At 33.9% G+C, this 16,794-nt stretch carries 1 protein-coding gene (only partly in view); it reads right to left on the bottom strand.

Features of this window, described 5'->3' with window-relative positions; genetic code table 11:
• Window positions 1-16,794, bottom strand: the 5' portion of a protein-coding gene (gene ebh, locus JMUB898_RS07160; protein ID WP_126501963.1) for a hyperosmolarity resistance protein Ebh. The gene continues 13,668 nt to the left of window position 1, outside the view; only the first 16,794 of its 30,462 coding nucleotides appear in the window; its start codon is at window positions 16,792-16,794; the stop codon falls past the left edge of the window.

The following is a 16,794-nucleotide window of genomic DNA, read 5'->3' as shown; positions in this document are numbered from 1 at the left end:
AGCGCCATCTAAAGCATCTTTAGTTGAATTAATGCGATTAGTCGCTTGTTCAATTTCAGTTTTATTCATTACTGGGTCTTGAGATTTATTGATGATTTCTTGACCTGATTGAATAGCGGTATCGTAATTTTGTTTAGGTTGTTCATCTTCATTGAAATAATTACTTTGTTGATGCACGTCATTTTGTTGTCCAACTGCATCTCTTAATGCTTGCATTGCACTATTTAATTCTTTAACAGTCGTTAATTGTTGGTTAACGTTTGGAATTGTAGTTTGTGCTTGAACATTTTGAATCGCTTTTTGACGTTGTGCATCGTTTAAAGCTGTTAATTTGTTGATTTCAGTAACAGCGTTATTCTTAGCATTTTCAAGGAGATGTGAACCTTGTAATGCATTTTGAGCTTGAGTTAAACCTTGTAATTTTTGCTCAACTACTGATTTATCCAATGTAGGATTACTATTTTGATTAATGATTGATTCGGCATCTTGTAATGCTTGATTGTATGCATTTTGATGTTGAGATGAATCGTTAATGTAATCACTACTTTGTTTAATAGTAGTTTTTTCCGCAACTTTTTCTCTAAGTTTTTTCATTGCTTCGTTTAATGCTTTAGCTTTATCGAGCTGTGTAGCTACATCTGATCTTGTATTAGAACCATTCACTAATGCTTCTTCGCCAGATTTTTGCGCATCATTTAAAGATCCTAATTGAGCGATTGTTTGATTAGCAGCATTTTTATCATTTTGAAGTTTAGTGGCACCATGTAAAGCATTTTTAGTAGTGTTAATTTGATTAATAGCTTGTTCAATTTTTGATTTGTCCATTGTAGGATTTTGTGAACCACTAATGATTGCTTCACCATTTGCAATAGCATTGTTATAAGCATTTTGTTGTTGCGTATCTTCATTGATATAGTCACTTGTTTTGTACACTTGATTTTTGGCGTTTACTAATTCTCGTAATTTTTGCATTGTTTGGTCTAACGCTTGAGAACCGTTTAGAATATTTGTGACTTGATCTCGAGTTGTTGCGTTGCCAATAGAGCTGTTTTCATTTGCTTTTTGAGCATTAGTTAAACTATTGAGATTGTTAACATTAGCTTTAGCATCTTGTTTAGCTTTAGTAAGTTTAGCTTCACCATTTAAATTATTGATAGCTGTATTAATAGTATTAATCGCATTTTGAATCGCAGATTTATCTATTTCTGGATTTTGCGTTTTATTTTTAAGTGATTCAGCGTTCGTAATCGCATTAGTATAAGCATTTTGTTGAGCTTGGTCTTCATTAATGTATTTACTGCTACCTTTAATTGTATTTTGACCATTGATTAAACTATTTAATTGCTCCATCACTTTATTAAGTTCTTTAGCTTCACTTAAATGCGTTGCAACTGTTGGTCTCGTTTGTGCTTCATTGACTAATGTTTTTTCTTTATTTTTTTGAGCTTGTGTAAGTTGATTTAAACCATCAATCTCACGATTAGCGTCTTCTTTCGCTTTACGAAGTTGTGCTTCTCCGTCTAAAGCATTTTTAGTTGTTAGTACTGCTTGCGCTTTTTGTTTTATTGTATTCGCATCTAAAGTTGGGTTTTGTTCATTAATAATCGCATTTGCGGCGTTCACAGCATTAGTATAAGCGTTTTGTTTCTCAGGTTCTGCATTAATGTAATTACTTTGAGTTTTTACATTTTCGTTGTCAGCAATATTTTGTCTTAATGACTGCATAGCATCATTAATGGCAGTCGCTTTTGCATGTTCTGCAGTTACTTGAGTTCGTGTACTAGAAGCTTTAATTTCATTTTTTAAAGCGTCTTTTTGTGGTGTGTTGAGATTTGTTAGATTATTAACTGCATTTGTTGCGTTTGTTTTAGCAGTTTGTAATTTTTGTTCACCATGAAGTGCAGACTTTTTAGTATTAATATTACTAATTACTTCATCAATATTATTCTTATCAAGTACTGGATCAGTCGTTTTATCAATGATTGTTTGTCCCATTGATATTGAGTTATTATACGCAGATTGCTCTGGTTGGTCTTCATTAATATAATTACTTGTTCTTTGAATTTCTGATTGTTTGTTCACTAATGCTTTTAATGTGCCCATTGAACCATCTAAAGCTTTAGCTTTATCAAGTTGAGACTGTACTTCTGTTAGTGTTTGTTTATTATTAATTAATGCTTTTTCAGCTGTTTTCTGAGCATTAGTTAAGTTTGGTAAATTATCTATGTCATGATTTGCATTTTGTTTATTTTCTTCTAATCTGTGATTACCATCTAAAGCATCTTTTGTAGTTTTTACTGATTGAGTTGCGTTAGAGACATCGTCTTTATTTATAGTTGGTTGGTTTGTTCCATTTATAATTTTTTGAGCTTCTTTAACCGCATTATCATATGCTTGTTTTTTAACTGGATCAGCATTGATGTAGTTACCATCACCAGTAATTGTTGAATTATCTTTTATGCTTTCTTTTAATGTTCCCATTAAACCATTCAAAGCTTGAGCTTCGGCTAAATCATGTTGTACTTGAGTACGAGTTGACTCGCCATCAATCATAGTATCTTCCAAGCCTTTTTGTGCATCATTTAAGTTTTGTAACTGCGCAATTGTTCGTTTAGCTGTGTCTTTGTCTTGTTGAAGTTTGGTATCACCATGAAGATTTGATTTAGCTTGTGTCACAGCATTAGTTAAATTATTAACTGTCTCTGGATTAATTGTAGCTGTTGTTTCATCTATAACTTGTTGAGCGTTATTAACAGCATTGTCATAAGCTTGTTTCTCTGGTTGGTCTTCATTTATATACTTACTATTATTTTTTATTTCAGATTTATCATTAATGCTTTCTCTCAAACCGTGCATTGCAGTGTCTAAAGTTTTAGCGCCTTGAAGTATGTTACTTACTTCATTACGTGTTGATGCAGCTTTTACTTTAGCTATTTCAGCGTCTTTTTGAGGTTTATTAAGATTAGGTAAACCACGAATTTCATTTTCTGCAGTTTGTTGATCACGGCTTAATTTATTAGCACCATGTAAGGCATCTTTAGTGTTGTGAACAGTTTGAGTTAAACCTTCAATTGTATTTTTATCTAACACAGGATTGCTATTGTTATTTATAGCGCCTTGAGCACTAGTAACAGCGTTATCGTAATTACGTTGTTCAGTTTGATCTTCATTTACATAATTACTACCTCGTTTAACTTCTTCAACATTTTGAATACTATCTCTTAGAGCTTTCATAGCACTATTTAAATCAGTAGCTTTGGTTAATTCTTCTTGAACTTTAGTGCGTGTGTCCGCAGCATTGATTAATTTATTTAACTCACGTTTTTGGCCATCGTTGAGACTTGTTAAACCATTCACATCTTGAGTCGCCGAGTGTTTGGCATTAGCCAATTGTTGTACACCGTCAAGTGCATTTTGAGCTTGAGTTAAACTTTGTAATTTTTGTTCAACTTCTGATTTATCTAATGTAGGATTACTATTTTGATTAATGATTGCTTCGGCATTCTGTAATGCTTGATTGTATGCGTTTTGATGTTCAGATGAGCCGTTAATGTAATCACTACTTTGTTTAACAGTAGTTTTTTCCGCGAATTTATCTTTAAGCTTTTTCATGGCGTCGTTTAACGCTTTAGCATTATTGAGGTGAGCTGAAACGTCATTTCTAGTTTGTGCACCATTTACTAATGCTTCTTCGCCAGTTTTTTGTGGATCATTTAAAGATCCTAATTGAGCAATTGCTTGATTAGCAGCATTTTTATCATTTTGAAGTTTAGTGGCACCATGTAAATTATTTTTAGCAGCATTAATTTGATTAATGGCTTGTTCAATTTTTGATTTGTCCATTGTAGGATTTTGTTGACCACTAATGATTGCTTCACCATTTGTGATAGCGCTATTATAGGCATTTTGTTGTTGGGCATCTTCATTAATGTAGTCACTTGTTTTGTGAACTTGATCTTTGGCATTTACTAATTCTCGTAATCTTTGCATCGTTTGGTCTAACGCTTGAGCACTGTTTAGAATATTTGTGATTTGATCGCGAGTTGTTGCGTTACCAATAGAATTGTTCTCATTTACTTTTTGAGCATTAGTTAAACTATTTAGTCCATTAACTGTAGCTTTGGCATCTTGTTTAGCTTTAGCAAGTTTAGTTTCACCATCTAAATTATTGATAGCTGTATTAATGTTATTAATCGCACCTTGAATTACAGATTTATCTAATTCTGGAGTTTGCGTTCTATTTTTAAGTGTTTCAGCGTTAGAAATCGCATTTGTATAAGCATTTCGTTGAGCGGGATCTTCATTAATGTATTTACTGCTGCCTTTAATTTCATTTTGGTTATTAATTAAGCTATTTAATTGCCCCATAACCTTATTTAGTTCTTTAGCTTCACTTAACTGCGTTGCAACTGCTGGTCTCGTTTGTGCTTCGTTAACTAATGATTTTTCTTTATTTTTTTGAGCTTGTGTAAGTTGATTTAAGCCATCAATTTCACGAGTAGCGTTCTCTTTCGCTTTGCGAAGTTGTGCTTCTCCGTCTAAAGCGTTTTTCGTTGTTAATACTTCTTGCGCTTTTTGATTAATTGTATTCGCATTTAAAGTTGGAGTTTGTTCATTAATAATAGCGTTTGCAGCATTCACAGCATCTGTATAAGCGTTTTGTTTCTCAGGTTCTGCATTAATGTAACTACTTTGATTTTTCACGTTTTCATTGTTAGCTATATTTTGTCTTAATACGTGCATAGCATCGTTAATGGCATTCGCTTTTGTCTGTTCTTCAGCCACTTGAGATCGCGTACTAGAAGTTTTAATTGCATTTTTCAGAGTATCTTTTTGCGGTGTATTGAGATCTGACAATGTGTTAATTGCGTTTGTTGCATTTGTTTTAGCTGTTTGTAATTTTTGTTCACCGTGAAGTGCTGACTTTTTAGTACTAATATTATTAATTGCTTCATCAACAGTAGTCTTATCGAGTACTGGATCAGTCGTTTTATTAATGATTGTTTGCCCTGTTGAAATTGCATTGTTATACGCATTTTTTTCTGGTCCATCCTCATTAATATAATTACTTGTTCCTTGAACTTCTGATTGTTTGTTCACTAGTTCTTTTAATGTACCCATTGAACCATTTAAAGCTTTAGCATCATTAAGTTGATTCTGAACTTCTGTTCTTGTTTGTTTACTATTAATTAATGCTTTTTCAGCTGACTTTTGAGCAGAAGTTAAGTTAGATAAGTTATCTATTTCCCTATTTGCATTGCGTTGAGCTTCTTCTAATTTTTGTTGACCATGTAAATTATTATGAGCATTAGTCACTGCTTGAGCTTTTTGCTTAATAGCATCCGAACTCATTTCAGGATTAGATTGAGCATTGATTATGTTTTGAGCATTTGTTACTGCTTGATTATATGCTTCTTTAGGACCATTGTCTTCATTAATATAATTGCTACCTGTTTTTATTTGGTTAACATTTTGAACACTATCGCGTAATTCTTTCATCGCGTTGTTTAATTTAGTGTAATTTCCTAATTGACTAGCAATGTCTGTTCTTGTTGTAGCGTTGCCAACATTTTGTTTAGCTTTCGCACGTTGTGCATCATTGAGATAAGTTAATCCGTCGATTGTAGTGTTAGCTTCTCGTTTTGCTTCTGCTAATTTTTCATTACCGTTCAATTCTTGTTTAGTAGTATTAACTTTCTGTGCAAGTTTATTAATTTCAGTTGGATTAAGTTGTGCAGTATCATTATTTGCTTGATTAATAACTTGTTTGGCATTATTTACTGCGCTATTATAGGCATCTTGTTTGTCTTTATCAGCATTAATATAATTGCCATTTCGAAGCTCTTGTTCATTATCAGCAATGCTATGTTTTAATCCAGTCATTGCAGTGTTTACAGTGTTAGCTTTATCTTTAGCTTGGTTTACAGCTGCAATATTATTAGAATTATTAATCTCAGTAGTAAGCGCATGACGTTGTGCCTCGTTTAAATCATGTAAGTCGTTTAGATGACGTACTGCTTCTTGTTTCGCGGCTGCTAATCTTTGGTTACCATCTAAAGCATCTTTAGTTTGTTTAACGTCGTTCGCTTTTTGGTTAATCGTATCACTACTCATAGTTGGACTTTGAGTTTGATTGATAATTCCTTTAGCTGCATTTACAGCATTATCATACGCTTGACGTTTGTTATCTGAAGCATCTATATAGTTTTCTTTTAATTTTTCTTGTTCATAATCAGCAATACTTTCTTTTAACTTTTTCATAGCTTGATTAAGCGTATCAGCGTTACTTTGGATGTTTACTAACTCTCGGTGATTCGTTGCATTATTAATTTGATTTTTATAGTTCTCTTTTTGAGGCGTATTAAGACTATCCTCACTATTAATATGATTAATAAATGGTTGTCTATCCAAAACTAACTGAGTTCTTGCCTCATCTAAAGCCGCTTTAACGTTATTTGCTTCATTAGTAGTAGATCTAATAACTGCTACTGTAGGGTTATTATTTAAAATACCATTCACTTTATTTAGTTCTTCTCGAGCAGCATTTAGTTTCTCGTTATAGTTGTGTAATGATTCTTGCGTCATGCCTTCTGTGTCTGTAGGATGATTAATACTATTTTCAAGCGCTTGTTTAGCAGCTTCAAGATCACTTTTATCTGGAAGTAGTGAAGCACGTGCGTCTTTTAAGTTTTTAATTACGTCGTTCGCTTCAGCTACAGCTTGTTTAACTTTATCTACAGTAATCGAATCTTTATTTTTAAGTAACTTATTGATTTTAGTTTTTTCGATTATAGCAGCTGCTAATGCGTCATTAAAATCATTTACAGAATCCGCTGTCATTCCATCTGTATTAGAACCTTGATCGATAACACTTTGGATATTTCTTTGAGCATTTTCTAAAGGTTGAGTATCTACTTGTAAATTGTTTTTAGCTTGTATTAATTCATTCTTCATTCGTTCTGCTGAAGCTACATTAGTTCTAATAGCATTGACATCAGGATGATTATCAAGCACATGATTAATTCTAGTAATTTCATTTCTAGCTTCTTGGAGCTTTTGTCTATATGCTTGAGCAGACTGTGGTGTCATACCTTCAGTGCTTGACGCATGGATAATATTATACTGAATATTATTTCTTGCGATTTCTAACGGAGCTTTATTGACAGTTAATCCATTTATGGCGTTCTCTAAATTTTTAAATTTTTGATTTACTTTTTCAGTTTCTGAAGAAATTTCTTGATCAGTAGCATCGCCGTTATTGATTAACGTTTGAGCTGTATTAGATTCGCTTTGCGCTTCTTGTTTAGCATGATTATATGCATTGACTGATTGTTGCGTCATTCCATCAGTTTGAACTGCTTGATTTATTTTATTTTCAAGTTGAGTTCTTGCTGCTTTAAGTGCCTCATTATTAGCTAAAGGTTGAAGTTGATTGATAGCTTGACTTAATTCACGTTCAACTCGGTTAACTTCTTGTAATGCATTGTCCACTTCATTCACTGTGCGAATAGGTTTTTGAATCACAGCATTTGCATTATTTTTAGCATTATCCAATTGTGATTGTATTGATTGAATAGCCTTATTATAAGCTCTTATGCTACTCGGTTTCTTATTGTTAGTGTCGCCTCTTCTGTCTAAACGATTGACTGCTGTTTGTAAAGCTGTCGTGTCAGCAGTTAGTTGATGTTTTGCATCATTTAAAGCCGTTAAAGCTTGTTCGACTTTAGATTTTTCAGTTGAGATTTGTTGAGCAGTTGCATCGCCGTTATTGATTACAGTCTCGGCTTGAGATACTGCATTTTGAGCTTCTTGACGTTTAGAATTGTAATTACTTATAGAATCTTGAGTCATACCAGTAGTTGAAGGTTGATCGTTAATAGCTTGTTGCAATTGTTCTTTTGCTCTTACTAGCTCGCTATTATTTTCTTTGTTTTGAAGCATGTGAACGGCTTCGTTTACTCTAGATTGAATATTATTCACTTTTTCAAGAGTTTGAGTAACTTCGTTTACGCTTGGATTGTTATTTCTGAGCACTCGCTCAGCTTCATTTTTAGCCTCATTATATTGAGTTTCAATCGCTTTACGCGCTGCTTCATATTTTTTAATACTTGAAGGTGTTTTACCGTTAGTGCTCACTTGTTCTGTTAACTTATTGTAAGCATTTTGTAATTGTGACTTATCAGCACGCAAATCACTTTTAGCATTATTTAAAGCTTGCAATGCTTGTTCAACTTTATTTTTTTCATCAGAAATTTGTTTAGCAGTTGCATCTCCGTCTGCAATGATTTGATCAGCTTTTTGAATTTCGGCTTGAGCTTCTCGTTTCTTAGTATTGTAATTATTTGCAGTGGTAGATGTCATGCCACGAGTAGGGTCAGATTCATTCACAGCATTTTGTAATTGATTTTTAGCATGAACCAAAGCAGAGTTATTTTCTTTTGGTTGTAATAAAGCTATAGCTTGATTAACTTTTGGTTGTACTGCATTAACTTTATTTAACGCATTTCTCACTTGTTCTACAGAAGGATTAGTATTTTGTAGAACGCTATTAGCCTCGTTTTTAGCAGTATCTAATTCGTTTCTAAATCCTGCTAATGATTGATTATAACGAGTTACAGATGCTGGTTTCTTATCTGTTAAGATTACATTTTGCGTTAATCGATGATATGCCGTTTCTAATTGAGATTTATCCGCTCTTAAACCATTTTTAGCTTCAACATATTCTCTTTGAGCTTGCTCTACTTTATTTTTAGCCTCAGTAATTTGTTGAGAAGTTGCATCTCCATTGTTGATTACAGAATTAGCATTTTGAATTGCTTGTTCAGCAGCTTGTCGTTTTGAATTATAGTTTTGAGCACTTTGTTGAGTCATACCTTCTGTTGAAGCAGCTGGTTGAAGTGTGTGCTGTAACTCATCTCTCACTCTAACCAATTGTGAATTATCAGCTCTAGTTTGTAATAAGTTTTTAGCTTCATCAATTTTAGCTTGAGCTGCTTTAACTTGATTTAATGCATTAGCTACTTGTTGTGGTGTAGCAAATTCAGTGTTAATCACAGTATCCGCTTCAGCTTTCGCTTGATTTATTTGTGCTTTCGCTCTTTCCATTGCCTGTTCAAAGCTTCTTATACTTGCAGGCGTTTTATTGTCTTTACTTATAGTATCGTCCAAATGGTTGCGAGCGTTAATTAATTCAGTTTTATTTACTTTTGTTTTAATAGTTTCAGTGATTTCCTGAGTGCTTCCATCATTATAGGTAATCACTACTGGAATATGTGTTGTACTACCACCAGCTAGATTTGAAGGTAATGCTGTACCTGATTTAATACTTGCTATACGTTTATTTTCGACTTGAACAGCGTTATTAACATCTGCATTAGTTACACTTTGCCCTTGTTCTTTTATAATTTCTCTGATAGTCACAGAATGGGACGCTGGCGCAGAAACTATATTTGGATTTGTACTTTCCGTATTACCATTACCTGCTTTAGAAGTAATAGTAACTTGTGAGTCAGGTTTAATAGTATTAGCATCAAAGATAACTTTACCGTTACTTTGGTTAAATGTTACATAGCTTGGTTTGTTATTAATAGACCAGCTACCATTATTATTTTTAGTGATAGTAAATGTTTTGTTTGCTTCATTATTACCTATTTTTTCTGTGTAGCTAACTTCTACCCTTTTTGTTGGGTTAAAAGTATTTGTAGCATTATCAGGTGTGACTTCAAAAGTTCCGTTCTGCCAAATCTTAGCAGTAGCTTTCTCTGGTTGTGGTGCTTTAACAATAAACGGTCCACTATCTGCAGGACTACTGATTATCTCCCCTGAACCTTCAGTCGCAATAGCTTGGATTGTATCGCCTTCAGAGATAGCAGTTCGATTTATTAAAATGGCGCTTCCGTCATCTTTTGCCGATATGCCTCTAATATCTGGTTCACCTGTTAAAAGTTCCCATCGTCCGTCTTGATTTTTAATGAAAGTAGTTAATTTTCTGCCATTTCTATTAATTACGATTTTATCAGCATTTGATTGAGCATAATAGCCACTACCCTTAATCGGGATTTGTCTGACCGCTCCAGGTGTGATTGTAATTTCACCTGCATTAGATTCAGTAATAATAGGTGGATTAGGAGTGCCATTTTTTACAATGAATTTACCTGGTTGCGATGTTTGGAAATCACGATTACCTGAATAAAGCACATCATATCTTCCTGTTTTAACGAATGGAGTGCTTGTATATGCTAATGATTGCCATTGGTTTGAGCTAGTACCAGTTTCTGGATTCCAATAAAATTTAAATCCATCCATTGGCAAACCTTCGCCATTTTCTAAATGTTTGTACATTGCAGCACTTGTACCTTTAGGGAAAGTATCACCAACTTCTATTATGTTAACTGGTTGAGCGAAATCAAAGTTATAAACCCATACTTTGACTGGAACTTCTACTGGAGTTGTAATTCCAGGATAATTAATAAGCGCAGTTAAATTTTGAACCCCAGCTACGTTTTTATCTGGTTGTCGATTATCTTTCCAGGTAGCCGTTCCGTTATATCGTTTGCCATCTTCGAATTCAATGTAATTATAGACATCTGTACCACGTTCTAAATTTTGACCTATTTTATCTCTTACTGGAGCTTTAGCAGTCACAGATGGATAAATCATGACTGGTATATCTACAGTTCTTGTTCCTTGGTTATTAGGCAATGTAACATTGACTGTTTTATTCGATTGTCCGATATTACCTTTCCATGTATCAGGACTTTGAGCCCATGCAAAACGAGAGTTAGCAGGTGCATTACTAATAAAATTATTAAAATTATTAAAGTTAAAATCTATACCTTTTACTAATTTTATACCACCGTTTTTGGCTTCCATTGCAACAGTTACATTAACTTGATCGCTATTCTCTGAAGTTACAGTTACGTTTTCGGTTGTATCTGAAACATCATTATTTGTTCTTTTTGCATAAGTTAGATTATTAGTTGTAATAGAAGACTTAGCGTAAATATTATCTGTTGGTAGAGTTCCTTGAACTGTTATAGTTGCCGTACCATTTGCTATTACAGACGTAGTATTAGGTATAACGCTACCGTTTGCTTGATAAAGTTTTACATCTACATTATTTTGCACGTTTCTTACGATGACCTGTTGATTAGATAATCCACCTTTAGCAATGACACTATTAGCATCAATTTGTGGCTTACTAGGTTGGACTTTAAAAAGAATCTTCACATCTTCTCTTTCGCCATTTGGATAAATAGCTGTTGCAGTTCTTACAAAAGCTCCTGGTGTATTTGAAGTTGGAGCACTTGAGCCTTGAGCCCAATCGAAATACATACCGTTTGGCCATGAGTTATTAATAGATTTTATATATGAACCTGCGTTACCTGGATTGTCATTAGAATTAACAAATTGACCATTGATAGTGGTTTCGAAAACTTTCTTTGGCTCAGATTTTACTATTTTATAACTTGTCTGTTTCACTATTGGCGTAGTTTCACCATCAAACCAAATCTCAGCACTTAACGGAATGTCAACACCGATTTGATTGCTATTAATGTTTGGAGCATTGTTTCCAACCCAGTTTACTCTTGCAGTGAATGTGTTTCCATTTTGTAATCTAAAGAAATCTCTAGGTGCTGCTCCATTATCTTGTGGGAAGTTATGTCCTTGAACCGTATATCTTGGTACTGATACGACCTCAGGTAAGACGTGCTTAACAGGTACAGATATTTGATTTATTGTACCGTCTTTGTATGTCACTGTCACAGTAACAGTATCATCATTTCTCGGTCTAATTACATTACTAACTTCTTTTGATTGAACTTCATTAGCTGGTTCAGTGATATAGCTTCTTCTTGGCGCGATATTAGTCACAGATACAGAATCTATTACAGATTGTCTCTCTGCTGGTGATAGAGTTGCGCCGTTTTGAATATTATTTAATCTAACTGGATGTTGGTTTGTTGAACTTGTAGTTAAACGATATTTATCTTTTAAAGGCTTTAATAGAACATTAAATTGTTCAATAATTTGGTTATTACTTTTATCTATAGCAGTAACTTTTACTGATTTATTTGTAACTGAAGTTACATTAGGTGCTGTGCCACTCACTTGAGTATTATTGTTAGAGATAGATACTCTTATTCCGCTGTCGTTTGGAATAGATACCGACTGAACGCCGTAATTGTCAGAGACGCTTATTGTATTTTTAAATGTTTCGTCTGAATATACTTCATTATGAGAATAATCCCCAAACGTGATTGTAGGTTTAACATTATCGCTAGGTACAAAATATACATCGTAGACATTAGTAGTGGTATCCATTGTACTGCCAGTGCGTTCGATATATTGTTTAGCGCCATATGGTGTTAAAAATAGATGCGTTTTATATACAACACCCATAATACCTTCTGATACATAATTCGATTTTATTACTTTTTCTAATTGAAAAGCAGCTGCCCCGTTTGCTGCAGGAACTTCTCCATTTACAACTTGAGAATTACTTTGGTTATAAACAATATTAGAATGGTTGACAACGGCATTACCGAATCCTGTTCCTGTTTGGACTAAATCTAAAACTTGAATAAGTTGTCCATCTTTAGTGAAGCTACGTTGTCTATCATCACTATTAATTTGTGATGAATAACCGTTCGGTTTGTAACTTGGTGTGCCACCTTCTTCTGCTAAAATCTTTTCGTTACCAGTAATGTTATTTCTCAACCCTGGAACTGTAGTCGTTGCAGTAAATAAATTTAATACTTGGTTTGTATTGATAGCAATTCCTTTTGTTGCATCGTAACGATAAATAATTGATTTATGATCAGGTGACCAAGAAAAACCACCATCAGTGTTTCGATTTGGTAGTTTATCGCTAGACCAAGTGATTGAATAATCTTCTCTGATATTAGGCCATCTTAAGAAATTCATGTCGTTAGCTGAAGAAGTAAAGGTCTTAGTATATTGGTCTTTATGAACAGATACAGTTACAGTGCTCACACCAGTCCCATTTGTAGGATTCGAAACATCAATATCTGCTGTTTGTAAATGTAATTTCGGGTTGGCATCTACAAAGGCTTGTTTAACTGCTTGTACTTCCTCGTCACTAAGTTTAATAGGATTGACACGGAATACTCTATGATTTCCGGTTGGTGCTACGATGTCAATTGCTTTTATACGGATATATAAATTTTCTATACTTTTGTTATAAGCATTGAATGCCATAACTCTATATTGATGAGACTCATCACCGAATTGCGATACTTGTTCTGGTGTAGGTAATGGATCAGCAGGTGTCATTACAGTAAATGGCACATTAGGTATATCTTGACCATTACTTAATGAGAAATAGTTTCTCATGTCTTTACCAATATTAAAACTACTTCCTTTAGCAACGTAAATCGTTGCTATTTTTTTATCTGTAATTCCACTTTCGGAAAACTGATTTTTGCGAATAGGTTCGTAAGTATATACATTACCTTCATTCATCGTTGCTTGAGAATCATCTTTATAATTTACTAATACATTACCATTATCTTGTGGTTGGAAAGTGTTAGCTACTGCTAAGACATTATTTCTACTTGCATTTTGTCTAGCTAAACGATCTTTCGCGATAGCTTTCTCATCATTACTGATAATAGTCGGATTAACTACAACAACTCTATTACCATTAGTTAAAGGTAATGGAGGGAAATCAACCGCTAAACTACTTACATTGATATTAATCGTTTTAATTTGATCGCCCTTTGTAACATTATTATCCATATCTGAAGCAGACAATCTTAATCTAATAGTACTATTCAATGCTTGAGCGTGACTTATCGTTCCACTTACTGTTAAAGTGCCACTTTGACCATTCTGAGCTTTGACAAAGGAATGTGTCCATCCAGAAGGAAGACCTTCTATTGTCACTTGATTGACACCAGAACCATCTTGATTATCACTAACAGGAATAGTGAAATGCACTTGATTATCTCTATAATATTTATCTTTCAAACCTACAGGTTCTCCAATTGTAGGTGGTGTTTCATCAGTTATTAACGTAATGGCATTACTAAAGTTCGATTGAACATTGTCATCAAAGTAAGTTATTGCTTTAATTTCTCCAGAGCGTGGAAGTCCTTGCAAATAATCTTTAGATGTAATTGTAACTGTTCCATGACTTGTCGCGTCTGCTCTAGCAATTACAGTGTACCCTTCAGGTTTAGTATATGGGTCAGAAAAAGCATCAGTTCGACCATTAACGCCACCTACTACTAATAAAACTTTCGCGTTCGTTTGAGGTGGAACATTTGTCACTACAATATCAGGTTTTTGTCCGGCCTTACCTTTAAGTTGTAAGGCAGTTGTGACTAAAGTTGGAGGATATGGTTTAGCTCTTACTTCAAATTGTTCTTCTTTATCTCCTAACTTCACAGTTATGAAGTAATCTCCAGGCTCTAATGTTCCTACTAAAGAGAAGTTTTTCTCTTTTGCATTATTATTTCTGCCAGTAGATTTCTCCAATCTTAATGTATGTGGATAACCATATATTAACCAATCATTATCTTTTATCGGTTCATTACTTGTAAGTTTGATACGTATTTCTTGTTGTTCTACAGAGTTATTATGCATATCACCTGCCATTACTTGATAAACAGGATGTCCAACTTTACGAGACTCAGTATACGTATCAATACTCGTACCTTCATTGTTATGCCAATAACTAATCTTTTGTTGTAATTGTGGTTTAACGTATAGTTTTACTGGAACTAAAGTTTCAGGATTACTAGAACTGTCTCGAGCATTAAAACCAATCATTAATTTAATAGGTTTTCCTGTACGTGCAGCTTCTTCAAGTTTATCTTGTGCGAATAAGCTTTCAATTTCTACTGGATTTAAATCATTGACTCCAAATACGCGATAACTATCATATTGGGCGTTTGGAGGCATGAATCCCATTATAGTGTCACTTATATTTTTCACATAGCTTAACGGATCATCGGCATAATCAGTTGTATGATCTCCATCACTATCCAAGATAGCACGGTTAGCATATTTACCTAGTGTTGAATCATAAGTATATTCAGTGTTACCTAAATGCATTGTACGATTCTTAACTTCTACAAACGATTTAATTCTTTCTTGATAAACTTTCATTGGTTCTACATATAGTTGGTTATAGTTATAAAGTTGGTTGAACTCTAATGCTCGTCCACCTGCCGCATAATATAAACGTTCAGTTGGCAATCCAGATGTTTTAAAGGATATGCGATAACTTACATCTCCTTTACCTATAAAACAATAAATAGAATCTAAGCCTTGTCCTTGTTCAGGTCTATCGCCATTAAGAAAAGCATAGTTTTCATCACCATAATACTTAGCTGTGCTAGACGCGCCGTTTCTGTTGAAGTATGAATTTGGCGCAAATTCATCACTGCCTCGAGCGAAATCCCAGAATTTGTTCAATTGATAATATGGAGTATTATAAAATTGATAACCATGTGCTGCACCATGTCTAAAATAATTTGCTACACTAGGATTTATGCCACCTGCAGTTTCCCAAAATTTTGGTAAAGGCTTACCTGACCCAGAACCAGAGCCATCATATGAAGTGGCACGCCCGTCTTTATTTATAATTGTTAAGGTTACTGGACCCGCAGGTGTTTGATCACGAGGTATCGCAAACCAATAAATCATATTTTCATGGTTAGAGTGTCCAAGGTTAAATAATACGTCCCATTGATAGCCGTTTTTTAATCTTTTAGTAGTAATGTAAGCAATGTTTCTAACGTCTGAAGCATGCAACAAATTATATGGTGTTGTAGGTAAATAATATGGTGCACCTTTATTTGAAGCATGTAAAAATGTTCCAGGTGGATAGCCTGAACCATCATCATCAGAAGAAACATAATATTCAGTGTAGGCATTTTGGTATGAGACGCTACCTCTTGCAGCTCTGTCAGAGTTGACACCTCGAGTTGAACGTTTAAGAGTATTACTATCTATAGAACGTTGTGGTAATGTACGTGCCAATTCTATTGCTTGTACTAACTCTTGATATACTAAAGTAAGCTCATCTGATGTAGCGTTATCTTCTTTACCTAATAATTCATTTACTTTATCAAATGTAGCTTTCACTTTATTAAATTCAGTTGCGTTTGCTTTGTCTCTATCAATCATTTTGTATTCATGATATGAAGAGTCTAATAAAGCTTGGAGACTGTTTCTATCAATTGGTGATTGAGCTTGTCTATTTTTTGCTTTCTTTTTAACAGAATCTTTGTTTTTATCATCTTTATTAGCACGTTTTTCAGCTAATTGTTGCTTAATCATTTTATGGTTATCTTTTTTAGAAGAATCTTGATTTTCTTTTTCTTCCTCTTCTTGTTTCTTAGCATTAATCACGTCTTTGTTAATTCTTAAATCTTCTTGAGAAAGTAAAGATTGGTTATTGATATTGTTTTCATCGCTATTTGTCGATGCTTGCTCTGATTCAAGACTTTGTATTGCGTTTTGATTTTCGTCATTATTTGTTAATGTCGTTTTATCAAGTGCGTTTGGTTGATTGTTTTCGCTGGAACGACTTTGATTATTGTCAACTTGGCTATATAATTGATGAGCTTTAGAATTTGAATTGTCTTCATCAATTTGCGAGTCTTCTTGTTGTTCGATTACCTTTTGATTTTGGCTCACTTCATTGGCATGTGCTTGTCCAGGATTGAAACCAACAAACACTAGTGTCGCAATGACTGTAGAAAATGTTCCAATTGCGTATTTACGAATACTAAATTTTTGTAGTTTGTCTCGATTATTCAA

It is taken from the genome of Staphylococcus caprae (genome assembly GCF_003966625.1).
GTDB lineage: Bacteria > Bacillota > Bacilli > Staphylococcales > Staphylococcaceae > Staphylococcus > Staphylococcus caprae.
The sequence above is the reverse complement of the archived record's forward strand: the minus strand, read 5'-3'. Positions and strand labels throughout refer to the sequence as shown.